At 72.0% G+C, this 14140-nt stretch carries 15 protein-coding genes; 8 read left to right on the forward strand and 7 right to left on the reverse strand.

Annotated elements, in window-relative coordinates:
- Nucleotides 1-42: 42 nt before the first annotated feature.
- The 4 genes from BLT99_RS03165 to BLT99_RS03180 all read right to left on the reverse strand — a co-directional run bounded on the left by BLT99_RS03165 (nt 43) and on the right by BLT99_RS03180 (nt 3228).
- Nucleotides 43-783 carry an ABC transporter ATP-binding protein gene (locus BLT99_RS03165; protein ID WP_092669219.1) on the reverse strand — a complete coding sequence of 247 codons (741 nt, stop codon included), beginning with the start codon at nt 781-783 and terminating at the stop codon, nt 43-45.
- The gene (locus tag BLT99_RS03170) at nt 783-1580 is read right to left on the reverse strand and encodes an ABC transporter permease (protein ID WP_092675533.1); all 798 of its coding nucleotides are present in this window, start codon (nt 1578-1580) and stop codon (nt 783-785) included. The genes BLT99_RS03165 and BLT99_RS03170 overlap by 1 nt, the downstream gene beginning before the upstream one ends.
- A gap of 97 nt (nt 1581-1677) precedes the next feature.
- Entirely contained in the window at nt 1678-2370 is a 693-nt protein-coding gene (locus tag BLT99_RS03175; RefSeq protein ID WP_092669220.1) for a phosphocholine cytidylyltransferase family protein, read from the reverse strand.
- Between the two features lie 225 nt (nt 2371-2595).
- Nucleotides 2596-3228, reverse strand: coding sequence for a hypothetical protein (locus BLT99_RS03180; protein WP_133988559.1), 633 nt, complete (start codon nt 3226-3228; stop codon nt 2596-2598).
- A 130-nt stretch (nt 3229-3358) separates the two neighbouring features.
- Here BLT99_RS03180 and BLT99_RS17935 point away from each other — a divergent pair, with 130 nt between their 5' ends.
- Genes BLT99_RS17935 through BLT99_RS03195 form a run of 3 tightly spaced genes read left to right on the forward strand, consistent with a single transcriptional unit; the run spans nt 3359 to nt 6570 of the window.
- On the forward strand, nt 3359-4711 hold the full coding sequence (locus BLT99_RS17935; RefSeq protein WP_231945697.1) for an ABC transporter ATP-binding protein: 1353 nt from the start codon (nt 3359-3361) through the stop codon (nt 4709-4711).
- Nucleotides 4687-6261, forward strand: coding sequence for a hypothetical protein (locus BLT99_RS03190; protein ID WP_092669227.1), 1575 nt, complete (start codon nt 4687-4689; stop codon nt 6259-6261). Before BLT99_RS17935 ends, BLT99_RS03190 begins: the two co-directional genes overlap by 25 nt.
- Before the next feature lie 21 nt (nt 6262-6282).
- Nucleotides 6283-6570 carry a DUF3039 domain-containing protein gene (locus BLT99_RS03195; RefSeq protein WP_092669229.1) on the forward strand — a complete coding sequence of 96 codons (288 nt, stop codon included), beginning with the start codon at nt 6283-6285 and terminating at the stop codon, nt 6568-6570.
- Between the two features lie 15 nt (nt 6571-6585).
- Here BLT99_RS03195 and BLT99_RS03200 read toward each other — a convergent pair whose 3' ends face one another.
- Together BLT99_RS03200 and BLT99_RS03205 are read right to left on the reverse strand one after the other, a co-directional pair.
- Complete coding sequence (locus BLT99_RS03200) at nt 6586-7905, reverse strand: nicotinate phosphoribosyltransferase (RefSeq protein ID WP_092669231.1); 1320 nt, start codon at nt 7903-7905, stop codon at nt 6586-6588.
- Between the two features lie 10 nt (nt 7906-7915).
- Nucleotides 7916-8830 carry an EamA family transporter gene (locus tag BLT99_RS03205; protein WP_092669232.1) on the reverse strand — a complete coding sequence of 305 codons (915 nt, stop codon included), beginning with the start codon at nt 8828-8830 and terminating at the stop codon, nt 7916-7918.
- A gap of 67 nt (nt 8831-8897) precedes the next feature.
- Between BLT99_RS03205 and BLT99_RS03210 the strand changes: the two genes are divergently transcribed.
- Genes BLT99_RS03210 through rdgB form a run of 4 tightly spaced genes read left to right on the forward strand, consistent with a single transcriptional unit; the run spans nt 8898 to nt 12049 of the window.
- Nucleotides 8898-9773: a LysR family transcriptional regulator gene (locus BLT99_RS03210; RefSeq protein ID WP_092669233.1), complete on the forward strand. Its 876-nt coding sequence runs from the start codon at nt 8898-8900 to the stop codon at nt 9771-9773.
- Nucleotides 9774-9789: 16 nt separating this feature from the next.
- Nucleotides 9790-10644: a glutamate racemase gene (murI, locus tag BLT99_RS03215; protein WP_092675540.1), complete on the forward strand. Its 855-nt coding sequence runs from the start codon at nt 9790-9792 to the stop codon at nt 10642-10644.
- Nucleotides 10641-11405: a ribonuclease PH gene (gene rph, locus BLT99_RS03220; RefSeq protein WP_092669234.1), complete on the forward strand. Its 765-nt coding sequence runs from the start codon at nt 10641-10643 to the stop codon at nt 11403-11405. The genes murI and rph overlap by 4 nt, the downstream gene beginning before the upstream one ends.
- A gap of 11 nt (nt 11406-11416) precedes the next feature.
- Nucleotides 11417-12049, forward strand: coding sequence for an RdgB/HAM1 family non-canonical purine NTP pyrophosphatase (gene rdgB, locus BLT99_RS03225; RefSeq protein WP_092669235.1), 633 nt, complete (start codon nt 11417-11419; stop codon nt 12047-12049).
- Between the two features lie 41 nt (nt 12050-12090).
- Here the strand turns inward: rdgB and BLT99_RS03230 are convergent, their stop codons facing one another.
- Nucleotides 12091-13074 carry an RNA polymerase sigma-70 factor gene (locus BLT99_RS03230; protein ID WP_092669236.1) on the reverse strand — a complete coding sequence of 328 codons (984 nt, stop codon included), beginning with the start codon at nt 13072-13074 and terminating at the stop codon, nt 12091-12093.
- A gap of 77 nt (nt 13075-13151) precedes the next feature.
- On the opposite strand from BLT99_RS03230, the gene BLT99_RS03235 reads away from it, so the two are divergent.
- Nucleotides 13152-14087, forward strand: coding sequence for an NAD-dependent epimerase/dehydratase family protein (locus BLT99_RS03235; protein ID WP_092669237.1), 936 nt, complete (start codon nt 13152-13154; stop codon nt 14085-14087).
- The last annotated feature ends 53 nt before the right edge of the window (nt 14088-14140 follow it).

Here is a 14140-nt window from a genome sequence, read left to right on the forward strand (position 1 = left end):
GGACGCCGCATCCGGCCAGGGGGCTTGACGCGCGGGACGGACCTACCCCGTGCCGTACTCGGCGTTGTAGCGCTCGAGGACCTCGTCGATCGGGCCGTCGAGCAGGAGCCGACCCTTGTCGAGGTAGAGGCCGCGCGTGCAGAACCGGCGGAGGTCGCGTTCGTTGTGCGACACGAAGAACAGGGTGCGACCGCCCGCGAGCATCTCCTCGATGCGCCGGTAGCACTTCTCGCGGAACGCCTTGTCGCCGACGGCGAGCACCTCGTCGACGAGGAGGATCGACTCCTCGAGCTGCGAGATGACGGCGAATGCGATGCGCACCTTCATGCCGCTCGAGAGGTGCTTGTACGGGGTGTCGAGGAAGTCGCCGATCTCGGCGAACTCGATGATCTCGTCGAACTTGGCGTCGATCTGCGGCCGCGTCATGCCGTGCAGGCCCGCCGTCAGGTACACGTTGTCGCGCACGGTCAGGTCGTCGACGAAACCGCCGGTGATCTCGATCAGCGGCGCCACGCCGCCGTTGACGACCACCCTGCCCTCGTCGGGCAGCATCACCCCGGCGACGAGCTTCAGCAGCGTCGACTTGCCCTGGCCGTTGCGGCCGACGACGCCGATCGCCTCGCCCGGGCTCACGTCGATCGAGACGTCGCGGAGCGCCCAGAACTCGTCGGGGCGGATGCGACGCCGGCGGCGCGACAGCAGGTCCTTGAACGAGCGTCGGCCCCGGCGATTGCGCCGGAACCGGATGCCGAGCCCGTCGGTTCGGATGGCGGCCTCTGGCATCAGATCTCCTTCAGCACCTGGCGTTCGGCGCTGCGGAACACCCAGAGCCCGACAGCGAGGAATGCGAGCGACATCGCGGCCGCGACGCCCACCGCGAACCAGTCGAGCTCGTCGGGGAAGAAGGCCGAGCGGTAGAGGCCGAAGATGCCCGTGAGCGGGTTGAATGCCGCCCAGAAGTGCAGCCCCTCGGGCAGGTTGCTGGTGCCGTACACGATCGGCGATGCGTAGAACAGGAACCGGAGGACCAGCTTGGTGGCGCGCTCGAGGTCGCGGAAGAACACCACGAGCGGCGCGATGATCAGGCCGACGCCCGCCGTGAGCGTCGCCTGCAGCGCGATCGCCAAAGGGAAGAGCACGAGCTCCCATCCGACGCCGGCGCCGAAGAGCGCGGCGAACAGGGCGAGCACGGGCAGCGAGAGGAGGAACTCGATGCCCTTCGACAGCACGATCCGGTTGACCCAGATCGTGCGCGGGAGCTTGGTCGAGCGGACGAGCTTGGCATCCTTCAGGAACGCGCGCGTCGAGTCGGAGACCGAGCCGTTGAACCACATCCAGGGCATCAGCGCCGAGAGCAGGAACACGATGTACGGCTCGGTCCCGACAGGCCGCTGGAACACCTGCGTGAACACGAACCAGTAGATGCCCGCCATGACGAGCGGATCGAGGATCGACCAGAGGTAGCCGAGCGCCGACGTCGAGTACCGGACCTTGAGGTCGCGCGTCGTGAGGAGCCACAGCGAATGCCGGTACCCGGCCCACGGCGTCCGCGAGAACGGATGCGAGTCCGCGTAGCTCATCACGTTCATCATCGTAGAGGCCCGCCGTGCAGGGCCCGGACATGCGAGGAGCGGATGCCTCGCGGCATCCGCTCCTCGTGCTGTGGTACTCCGCAGATCAGACGAAGTGGTTCGCGCGCTCCAGGTCTTCGGCGAAGTCGATCTCGACCGCGTAGAGGTCGGAGACGTCCATCGGCTCGACGAGGAGGCCGTTCTGCTCGATCGCCAGCTCGAGGCCGCGCTCGAAGTAGTCCTGCGCGCCGACCCGCTGCAGGTGCGCGAGGAAGACGGCCTTGTCGCGGCTCGAGATGTAGTTGATGCCCACGGCCTCGCCGAGGCCGCCCTTGACGGTCTTGGAGAGCTCCTTGATGTAGCCCTCGGCGCTCGTGGTGTACTTCACCTCTTCGTCGGACACCTTGGCGGTGTTGACCGTCACGAACGACTGGTCGCGCGCGATGAAGGGCAGGGCGCGGTCGAGGATGCGCGGGTCGAACACGACGTCGCCGTTCATCCAGAGCACGCCGCCCGGCTGCGACGCCTGCAGGGCGCGCATGAGCGACTTCGACGTGTTGGTCTGGTCGTACTCCTCGTTGTAGACGAAGGACGCCTGCGGGAACGCCTCGATGATGTGCTCGAGCTTGTAGCCCACGACGATCGTCACGCCCGCGTTGCGGCCGAAGGCGTGCTCGATGTTGTCGAACTGCTGGCGCATGATGGTGCGGCCATCGCTGAGTTCGGTCAACGGCTTGGGGAGGGAACGCCCGAGCCGGCTCCCCATGCCGGCTGCGAGGATCACGATCTGCGTGGTCACTGCATCTCCTTCGTCGATCGGATGCCGCGACGCACTCGTTTCACACGAGTTCGCCGGGGATTCATCCGCAAGTTCTCTTCTGGACACGCCGTTATGCCGGTTCTCAGGATACCCGAGGGGCTTCGCCGACACCGAACCCGTTGACAAGCCGTAGCCCGATCGTGATGCGATGCCCAGTACTTGCTCAGGCCTCGAACGGGTACCACGAGCCCGGCGGCGCGCGGATCACGGCGTTCTCCAGCGTCCGGCACGGGCTGGTTGGTAGGTTGTCCGGGTGACTTCCGTTTCGCCATCGCGTCCTGACGACGAGACTCCCGAAGGCACCGGCACGGGGGTGCCTTCCGATCGGGGGGATGCGGACGCGCCTGCGGCCGCTCGTTCGTCCGGTGAGCGAGCCCCGCGCGCACGGTCGCCCCGCACGCCGTCGAAGCCGGCGAAGACCAGGTCGACGGGCACCACGTCGACCGAAGCCGGCTCGACCGGTTCGAAGCCGGCGAGGTCGGCATCGGCTTCGGCGTCGGCGACATCCACGTCGCAGTCCGAACCGAAGAAGCCGTCCGCGAGGAAGTCCGGCTCCCGGCGATCGCAGGCCGCCGCGTCGAGTGCGGCCGCCGAGACGACCGACGCGACCGTGCCCGACGGCATCGAGGCCGGTGCCGCCGAGTCGCGCCCGGCCTCCAAGCGCAGCACCGCCTCGCGGGCCGCGTCGTCGTCGGCCGCCGCCGCGCGCGGCGAGGCGGCGAAGTCCGCACGGACGCCGTCCGCATCCGCCGCGAAGTCGCGCGCGCGCAGCGCCGATGCACGCAAGAAGGCCACGCCCTCGCGCCAGCGCGTCGCCGCGGCGATCACGACCGACACGACGGCCGCCGAGCGCACCCCGCGCCGGCCCGAGGGGGAGTCGGGCACCGGAACGGCTGCGGCTCCGGCGCCGGCCACCGCGGCTGCGACGACGGCGCCGGCCTCGATCGACGAGCCGACCGACACCGCCGTGCTCGAGCCGACTGCGCCTGCGCAGCCGGGGGAGCCCGAGGCCGCCACCATCGTCGAGCCGGTCGCCGAGCCGGCGACCGCATCCGTGGTCGCTCCGGAATCGAAGCCCGAATCCGTTCCCGAGGCGGCTCCCGCGCCCGAGGCCGCTCCGGAGCGTGCGCCGGTCGCGGTGCCCGTGCCCGAATCGGCGCCCGAGCCTGAATCGGCGCCCGAGCCTGAATCGGCGCCCGAGCCGGCCGAAGCGGCCGAGCCCGCGCCCCGAGGCGAAGACGGCTCGAATCCGGCCGTGGCCCGCGTCGTCACTGCGGCGGTCGCCGGCGCCGCAGCGTCGGCAGCGCAGCCGCCCGCCGCCGAGCGCGCCGTCGCCGAACCCGTGACTCCCGATCCGGTCCTCGCCGCGCCCCTTCCCGCCCCGGCCGCACCCGCGGCCGCCGACGATGACCGGCCCGCCGATGAAGACCGCGTCGTCGCCGACGACCGTGCCGTCGGCGCCGAGCGCGGGGTCGCCGTGATCCCGGTCACATCGCCGAAGACCGCGCCGCGCAAGAAGCGCACGCTGCGCGTCGCACGCCCGGCACCGCCCGCCGACGCGCCCCGCGTGCTGACGATCGAAGGTCTCGTCAAGCGCTACGGCGACACCACGGCCGTCGACGGCATCACGCTCGACGTGCGCGCCGGCTCGTTCTACGGCATCGTCGGCCCCAACGGCGCGGGCAAGACGACGACGCTCTCGATGGTGACCGGCCTGCTCCGCCCCGACGGCGGCGCGGTGCACATCCACGGCGTGGACGTCTGGAAGCAGCCGCACGCGGCGAAGCGGATCACGGGCGTGCTGCCCGACCGGCTGCGCCTGTTCGACCGCCTCACGGGTTCCGAACTGCTCTACTACTCGGGTTCGCTGCGCGGCCTCGACCACGCGACCGTGCTCGAGCGGAGCGCCGACCTCGCCGCCGCGTTCGGCCTCGAGGACGCGCTCGACCGCCTCGTCGCCGACTACTCCGCCGGCATGACGAAGAAGATCGCGCTCGCGTGCGCGATGATCCACTCGCCGCGCGTGCTCGTCCTCGACGAGCCGTTCGAGTCGGTCGACCCCGTCTCGGCGGCCAACCTCACCGACATCCTCGAGCGGTACGTCGGCGGCGGCGGCACCGTCCTGCTCTCCAGCCACGGGATGGATCTCATCGAGCGCGTCTGCGACTCGGCAGCGATCATCGTCGGCGGTCGCGTGCTCGCCGCGGGCACGCTCGACGAGGTGCGCGGCGGGCAGACCCTGGAGGACCGATTCGTCGAGCTCGCCGGCGGACGCAAGGCGGCGGAGGGCATGGAATGGTTGCACAGCTTCTCCGACTGAAGCTGCGGCTGCTCGGGAACATCTTCCGGCGCAGCACGTGGCAGGTCGTGGGGATCGTCGTGGGCCTGATCTACGGGCTCGGCTTCGCAATCCTCGTGTTCGCCCTCCTCGTCGGCCTCCGCGGGGCGGAGGACGTCGAGCTGATCCGCGACGGCATCGTCGTGGCCGGTGCCGCCACGGTGCTCGGGTTCCTCCTCGTCCCGCTGGTCTTCGGCGTCGACGACACCATGGACCCGAGGCGGTTCGCGCTGTTCGGCATGCCGAACCGCACGCTCGCGCTGGGCCTCGCGCTCGCCGCGGCGATCGGCGTGCCGGCGCTCGCGCTCGTGATCGCGCTCAGCGGCACGGTGGTCACGTGGTCGCGGGGCGCGGGGGAGACCCTGCTCGCACTCCTGGCCGCACCCCTCGCGTTCGCGACCTGCCTGCTCGGTGCACGGCTCACCGCCGGGCTCGCCGGCATGCTCCTCGAAACCCGGCGCTCGCGCGATGTCGCGGGCGTCATCGGCGTGCTGCTCGTGGTCATGGCCGCGCCCGTGATCGTCGCGCTGACGACCGTCGACTGGGCAAACTCGGGTCGGCGGGCCATCGGTGCGATCGCGGGCGCCCTGTCGTGGACCCCGCTCGGCGCGGCCTTCGCCGTCCCGGGCGACGCCGCCTCCGGCGCGTGGGGCGCCGCCATCCTGAAGCTGATCATCGCCGCCGCGACGGTGTGGTTCGCGTGGGTGGCATGGCGGGCGCTCGTCTCCCGGATGCTCGTGACGCCCGGACGTGAGGCGGCCGCGCGCAGCTACCACGGCCTCGGATGGTTCGGGCGGATGCCGCACGGCGCGACCGGCGCCATCGCCGCGCGCAGCATCACCTACTGGTTCCGCGACGCGCGCTACTGGGTGGCGCTGCTGATGGTGCCGATCACGCCGATCCTCGTGGCGGTGCCGCTGGGCATCGCGGGCGTCCCGCCGTTGTACCTCGGGCTCATCCCCGTGCCGCTCGTGTGCCTCCTGCTCGGCTGGAGCCTGCACAACGACACGGCATACGACAGCACCGCCGTGTGGCTGCATGTCGCGTCCGGCGTGCGCGGCGCCGCCGATCGCATCGGGCGCCTCGTTCCCGTGCTCATCTCGGGCATCCTCGTCATCGGACTCGGCAGCGCGATCACGGTGTTCGTGCTCGACGACTGGCGCCTGCTGCCCTCGCTGCTCGGGGTGAGCACGGCCCTCCTGCTCGGCGGCCTCGGGCTCGGCTCGATCACCTCGGCGGCCATGCCGTACCCGGTGGTCAAGCCGGGCGACAGCCCGTTCCAGGCACCGCAGTCGACGGGCGCGGTGACGGCGCTCGTGCAGTCCTTCACGATGTTCGGCTCGATCCTGGTCGCAGGGCCTGCGATCGCGTTCGCGGCGCTCGGGATCTTCCGCGATCCGGCGTGGCACGCGGCATCGCTCGCCGCCGGCGTCGGGTTCGGCCTGGTGGTGCTCGCACTCGGAATCTGGGGCGGCGGGCGCGTGTTCGAGCGCCGCGGACCCGAGATCCTCGCGGCGGCCGTGCGCGCCTGATCGCGGCGTAGACTCGTCCGCATGATCCGACCCGTGCAGGCGAGCATCGCCGACCCCGATGCGCCCGGCGGCGGCACGTCCGTGCTCGACCGCGAACTCGAGAAGCTCCTCGAAGAGGAGAACATCGAGCCCGGAGACCACGAGCGGTTCTCGCACTACGTCAAGAAGGAGCAGATCCTCGAGTCGGCCATCACCGGCAAGCCGGTGCGGGCGTTGTGCGGAAAGAAGTGGACCCCTGGGCGCGACCCGGAGAAGTTCCCGGTGTGCCCGACGTGCAAGGAGATCTACGAGCGGCTGAAGCAGGGCTGACGCGCACGCGATCGCTCAACGGTAGGTCGTCGGGATCACCGGCTCCCCGCGTCCGAGCCGGAACGCCTCGACCGGGAGCTCCTGCATGACCTCGGCCCGGTGGGTGCGTGCGGCCTCGACACCCGCCTGGCCCGTGTACGCGGCATCCGCCCGGCCCTCGCGCACGAGTCGCACCATGAGCGGTCGCAGCTCGTCGCCCGGCTCGAACTCGGCCTCACCCTCGGGCCCGTCGCCGACGAACACGATCTCCTCGCGCGCGGTCCGCGTCGAGTCGAGCCGCCTGGCCGCGTTCTTGCGCCCGCCGACGCTCAGCTTGTTCGACGACGCCTTGGCGACGTTCACCCATTCGCCGTCCTCGCCGCGTCGCGCGACGAGCTTGAAGACCATGCCGGCGGCGGGCGAACCCGACCCCGTGACCACCGACGTTCCCACGCCGTACGCGTCGACCGGCGCGCCGGACAGCGCGGCGATGGTGTACTCGTCGAGGTCGCTCGTGACGGTGATGCGCGTGTTCACGGCACCGAGGTCGTCGAGCTGGGCGCGCACGTCGGCCACGACGGTCGGCAGGTCGCCGGAGTCGATGCGCACGGCTCCGAGCTCGGTGCCGGCCACGCGCACCGCCGTCTCGACGCCCTGCGCGATGTCGTAGGTGTCGACGAGCAGCGTCGTGCCGGGGCCCATGGCCTTCACCTGGGCGCGGAAGGCGGCCTCCTCGCTGTCGTGCAGGAGCGTGTACGCGTGGGCCGCGGTGCCCATCGTCGGGATGCCCCAGGTGCGCCCGGCCTCGAGGTTGCTGGTCGCGTCGAACCCGGCGATGTACGCCGCGCGTGCGGCGGCGATCGCCGAGCGCTCGTTGGTGCGCCGCGACCCCATCTCGGCGATGGGTCGGCCGAGTGCGACCGAGACCATTCGCGCCGCCGCACTGGCGACCGACGAGTCGGCGTTGAGCACCGAGAGCACGACCGTCTCGAGCATGACGGCCTCGGCGAAGGACGCCTGGATGGTGAGCAGCGGCGAGCCCGGGAAGTACGCCTCGCCCTCGCGGTAGCCCCACACGTCGCCGTGGAAGCGGTAGTCGGCGAGCCAGTCGAGGGTCGCGTCACGCACCACGTGCTGCTCGCGCAGGAACTCGAGCTCGGCGTCCTCGAACCGGAACTGCTCGATGAGCTCGAGCAGCCGGCCGGTGCCCGCGACGACCCCGTAGCGCCGGCCCGCGGGCAGGCGGCGGGCGAACGCCTCGAACAGGCTCTCGCGGTGGGCGGTGCCGTCCAGCAGGGCGGCGTCCACCATCGTGAGCTCGTATCGGTCGGTGAGGAGCGCAGCTGAGCCGGTCACGCCGCTCAGCCTAGTGCGCGGGCTCCGGATGGCGCGGGGCCTGCGTGACCTCGGGGCGGGCGGCCTGCGGTGCCGGCGGCCGGCCGGGCGCCACACCGACGGCGACCGCGTTCGCGAGCGTGACGAGCACGAGCCCGGCGACTTGCCAGAGAGACAGGGTCTCGCCGAGCACGACCAGCCCGGCGATCGCCGCGGCGGCCGGATGCACGCTCTGCAGGACCCCGAACCGCTGTCGCGGCATCCGGCGCAGCACCACCAGGTCGATCGAGTAGGGGAGTGCGGACGACAGCACGGCCGCCGCGGCGCCGATCGCGAGGACCAGGGCGACCTCGTGCGGCGCGAGTGAGACCAGCGTCAGCACGAGGATCGGCGAGGTGAGCACGGCCGCGACGAGGCTCGCGATCGCGGTGCCCTGGAGGCCGGGCAGCGTGCGCCCGGCCCGCTGGCTCAGCAGGATGTAGCCCGCCCACGCGGCCGCCGCGGTCAGGCCGAGCAGGATGCCGAGCGGATCGATGCCCGGCACGCTGCCCGTCAGCAGCACGACGCCCGCCCCGGCCACCACCGCGCAGGCGAGGTCGAGCCGGCGACGCGAGGCGAGGAGCGCGAGCGCGAGCGGGCCGAGGAACTCGAGGGTGACCGCCGGGCCGAGGCCGATGCGCTCGACGGCCGCGTACACGGAGAGGTTCATCACGACGAGCACGCCGCCGAGGGCGATCGCCGGGCGCACCGACGCCCAGCCGAGACGCCGCAGTCGCGGTCGGGTGACGCCGAGCAGGATGAGCGCGGTGAAGGCCTGGCGCAGGGCCACGACGCCCGCCGGTCCGACGAACGGGAAGATCGTGGCGCCGAGCGCCGCGCCGACGGGCACCGACGCGGCACCGACCACGACGGCGGCGGCGTCGAGCCCGTTTCGCTGGCGGATCATGCATCCAAGCTAGATCGAGACCGTTGCGATGAGAAATGCAATCCGGGCAGATCGATACGCTGGACGCATGGATGTCGAACTCCGCCATCTCCGCGTCCTCGTCGCCGTCGACGAGGAACGCTCGTTCACGGCGGCGGCCGACCGACTGCGCATGTCGCAGGCCGCCGTGTCACGCTCGCTCGCGGCACTCGAGCACGAGGTCGGCACCGCGCTCATGCACCGCACGACGCGGCGCGTCGAACCGACGGAGGCGGGGGCCGCGCTCACCGGGACGGCGCGCCGGGTGCTCGCGGAGCTCGACCGCGCGCTCGCCGACCTGCGCGGCGAGCCGAGCGTCATCCGCGTCGGGTACGCGTGGGCGGCCCTCGGCGCGCACACCACGCCGGTGCTGCGTGCGTGGAACCGTGCACACCCCGACAGCCCGATGCGGCTCGTGCGGATCAACTCGCGCGACGCCGGGCTCGTCGAGGGACGCGTCGACCTCGCGGTGCTGCGCCATCCGCTCGATCGCACCGACCTCGAGGGCGAGGTGGTCGGCCGGGAGCGTCGGGTCGTCGCGATGCCCGTCGATCATCCGCTCGCCGAGCGCGAAGCGGTCGACCTCGCCGAGCTCGTGCCGTTCGTCGTCGCCGTCGACCCGCGCGCGGGCACCACGACGCCGACGCTGTGGCAGGCGGTCGGCGCCGACGTGCCGCCGATGACGGACACCGCCGATGTCGAGGAATGGCTCGACCTCATCGCCGCGGGCGATGCGATCGGCGTCACCTCCGAGGCGACGGCGCATCACTATCCGCGGCCGGGCGTCGTCTTCGTGCCGCTCGCCGATGCGCCGCCGATGGAGGTGCGGCTCGCGTGGCACCGGACGCACCGCCATCCCGCGGCGGGGCGCGTCGCGCGCGCCATCCGGGAGGCCCTTGCCGAGCCATCCGCCCCGGCGCGCTGATCTAGGCTGGGTGACCGTGACGGATGCACCGATCGGGATCTTCGACTCCGGCGTCGGCGGACTCACCGTCGCCCGCGCGGTGCGCGACCAGCTCCCGAACGAGGCCATCCTCTACGTCGGGGACCTCGAGCACTCGCCCTACGGGCCGAAGCCCATCGCCGACGTGCGGCGCTACGCCCTCGCCGTGCTCGACGACCTCGTCGCGCAGGGCGTGAAGATGCTCGTCATCGCGTGCAACACGGCGTCGTCGGCCATGCTGCGCGATGCGCGCGAGCGCTACGACGTACCCGTGGTCGAGGTCATCCAGCCGGCGGTGCGCCGCGCCGTCGCCACCACGCGCAGCGGAAGGGTCGGCGTGATCGGCACGGCCGGCACCATCCAGTCGCGCGCCTACGACGACGCCTTCGCCGCCGCGCCGCACCTGGCGCTGTTCTCGGCGGCGTGCCCGCGGTTCGTCGAGTTCGTCGAGTCCGGCGTCACGATCGGACCCGAGGTGCTCGCCGTCGCCGAGGAGTACCTCGCGCCGCTGCGCTCGGCGGGCGTCGACACGCTCGTGCTGGGCTGCACGCACTACCCGTTCCTCAAGGGCGCGATCTCGTACGTCATGGGCGAGGGCGTCGGGCTCGTGTCGAGCGACGTCGAGACGGCGAACGACGTCTATCGGGTGCTCGTCTCGCAGGGACTCGAGCGCCGGAGCACCCGGCCCCCGACCCACCGCTTCGAGGCGACGGGCGACTCGACCGACGCGTTCCTCGACCTCGCGAACCGCCTCATCGGTCCCGACATCGACCGCGTCGAGCTCGTGCAGACCGGCGCCCTCACCCTGCCCCACCGCCTCGCGGACCGATCGCATCGACAGGAGACCGCATGACCGACCACCCCGCCCCCGACCTCGTGCGCGCCGACGGCCGCACGCCCCGCGACCTGCGCGACGTCGTGATCGAACGCGGGTGGAGCGCGCACGCCGAGGGCAGCGCGCTCATCTCCTTCGGCCGGACGAAGGTGCTCTGCACCGCGAGCTTCACGAACGGCGTGCCGCGGTGGATGACCGGGAAGGGCACGGGCTGGATCACCGCCGAGTACGCGATGCTGCCGCGCTCGACGAACACGCGCAACGACCGCGAGTCGGTCAAGGGACGCATCGGCGGTCGCACGCACGAGATCAGCCGCCTGATCGGTCGAAGCCTGCGCGCCGTCGTCGACATGAAGTCCCTCGGCGAGAACACGATCCAGATCGACTGCGACGTGCTGCAGGCCGACGGCGGCACCCGCACCGCCGCGATCACGGGCGCCTACGTCGCGCTCGCCGACGCGATCGAATGGGCGCGCGGCAAGAAGTTCATCGGCCAGAAGTCGACCCCGCTCATCGACACCGTCGCCGCGGTCTCGGTCGGCATCATCGACGGCACGCCGATGCTCGACCTCGCCTACGTCGAGGACGTACGCGCCGAGACCGACATGAACGTCGTCGCCACCGGCCGCGGACTCTTCGTCGAGGTGCAGGGCACCGCCGAGGGCGCGCCGTTCGACCGTCGCGAGCTCGACCAGCTGCTCGACCTCGCGCTCGCCGGCACGAACGAGCTCGCCGGCGTGCAGCGGGCGGCGCTCGAGGCCTCGCTCGCGGGCGAGTGAGGGCCGAGCCGGTGTCGCGCCCCGCGCTCGAGGTCGTCCTCGCCACGCACAACGCGCACAAGGTCGCCGAGTTCCAGCACATCCTCGGCGAGCACGTGCCGGGCATCACGGTGCTGCCGTACGACGGACCCGAGCCGATCGAGGACGGCACGTCATTCGACGAGAACGCCTTCATCAAGGCGCGCGCCGCGGCATCCCACACCGGGTGCATCGCGCTCGCCGACGACTCGGGGATCGCCGTCGACGTGATGGGCGGCGCGCCGGGCATCTTCTCGGCACGCTGGGCCGGACCCGGCCGCGGCGCCGAGGCGAACCTCGAGCTGCTGCTCGCGCAGCTGGCCGACATCGCCGACCCGCACCGCACGGCCCACTTCCACTGCACGATCGCGCTCGTCGTGCCGGATGCCGCGGGCGCGGCGCCGTACGAGTTCGCCGCCGTCGGCACATGGCCGGGGCGTATCGCGACGCGTCGGGCGGGCGTGAACGGCTTCGGGTACGACCCGATCTTCCTTCCCGACGACTTCGACGTCTCGGCGGCCGAGCTGGCGCCCGAGGTGAAGAACGCGCACAGCCACCGAGCGCGGGCGTTCGGAGCGCTCCTGCCCGAGCTCGAGCGGATCGCGGCGGAGCGCGCCCGGGGCTAGCGCGGCGGCGCCCCCGTCCAGTCCCGACTGGTGATGCTCGGCTACGAGACCGGCGTGGTGGTGCCCGGCGGCTGAGCCCCGTCGGACCCGCCCGCCTCCGAACCTCGATCCGGCGGACGGGCACCCTGTGCCATCAGCGCCTCCAGGTCGCCGACCGGGCCGAGATGGCGGAGCTTGTCGGGATTGAGCTGGTTGCCGACCGCGGCGATCCGACCACCTGCCGCGTGGACCATGAGCACGCTGAGCGTCGCACCGCCGGTGGAGATCCGCAGTGCTGCCTCCCCGTTGGCCTGCACCCGCTCCATCGTGATCGGCAGGGGCTCGCCGCGTCGCACGAGGCCAGCGAGGAATCGCGCGACGGCGACCCGCCCCTCGATCGGCCGGCGGATGGCCGGGGCCTTTCCACCGCCGTCGCCGTAGAACACGACGTCGTCTGCGAGCGTGCGCGCGAGCGCGTCGACGTCACCGGCCGAGAGGGCGTCGAAGAAGCGCTCGATGAGCACCGCGTCGCGGCGGACGTCGGGGTCGAACCGCGGACGACCGTCGGCGATGCGCGACCGCGCGCGATGCAGCACCTGACGGCAGCTCGCCTCGGACCGCTCGACGATGCCGGCGATCGTCGAGTAGTCGACGTCGAACACCTCGCGCAGGAGGAAGACCGCCCGCTCGACGGGGCCGAGCCGTTCGAGGACGGCGAGGAAGGCGAACGAGAGCGTCTCGTCGTGCTCGACGCGGTGCGCCGGGTCGGCGTTCGCATCGGGGAGCGGTTCGGGCAGCCACGAACCCACGTACAGCTCGCGGTTCCGCCGCGCGGATCGGAGCGCGTCGATCGCGAGACGTGTCGTGACGGTGGTCGCGAACGCCTCGGGACGGCGGATCTCCTCGCCCGCACGCGTGCGTTCATGCAGTCGCAGGTACGCGTCCTGCACGACGTCCTCCGCCTCGGTCACGCTGCCGAGCATCCGGTAGGCGATGGAGAACATCAGCGGGCGGAGGTCCGCCAGGGCGTCGCCGGGCTCCGTCATCCTCCAACGATGGCACAGCGTGTCACACGGCGCCGCGCTCATCCGTCGGAGGAGGTGAGACGAGAGGAAGGACGGACATGCGAGTCTTCGTCGCCGGCGCCACCGGAGCGGTCGGATCACGGTTGGTACCACTCCTGGTCGCGGCCGGCCATCGGGTGGCGGGAACCTCGCGAAGCGAGACGCGACTCGGTGCGATCGAACGGGCCGGCGCCACGGGAGTGGTGATGGATCCGGGCGACGCGGATTCGGTCCGCAGGGCCGTCCTCGAATCCGCACCGGAGGTCGTCGTGCACGAACTGACCGCGCTCGGCGGCCCCATGCCGGACTTCCGGCGCTTCGACGAGGGTTTCGCCGCCACGAACGAACTCCGGACCCGCGGCACGGACCACCTGCTCGCCGCCGCGGCCGAGGTCGGCGGGGTGCGGTTCATCGCGCAGAGCTTCACCGGTTGGCCGAACGAGCGCACGGGCGGCCCCGTCAAGACGGAGGAGGACCCGCTCGATCCGACGCCGACCGGTCCGTCGCGGCAGACGCTGGCGGCCATCCGGTACCTCGAGTCCGTCACCACCGAGGTCGGCGGCCTCGCCGTGCGCTACGGGGGCCTGTACGGCCCCGGCCAGCTGCTCGGTCGCGGCGGCCAGATCGTCGAGATGGTCCGCGCCCGTCGCCTCCCGGTCGTCGGAGGCGGCGCCGGTGTGTGGTCGTTCTGCCACATCGAGGATGCGGCATCGGCCACGGCGGCCGCGGTCACGCGAGGCGCGCCCGGTGCCTACAACATCGTCGACGACGAACCGGCACCCGTCTCGGAGTGGCTTCCCGATCTGACCGGGGTGCTGGGCGCGAAGCCGCCGCTGCGGATCCCGGCCTGGGTTGCGCGGCCGCTGCTCGGAGAACACGGCATCGCGATGATGACCACCGTCCGCGGGTCCTCGAACGCGAAGGCGAAGCGGGAGCTCGGCTGGCAGCCGCGATACGAGACATGGCGGCGCGGATTCCGCGAGGGTCTCGGCTGAGAACGGGACTCATTCCCGTCAGGAGCCTCGCCGCGACATCCGGCCTACGCTGG

It is taken from the genome of Agromyces flavus, from assembly GCF_900104685.1.
Taxonomy (GTDB): Bacteria; Actinomycetota; Actinomycetes; order Actinomycetales; family Microbacteriaceae; genus Agromyces; species Agromyces flavus.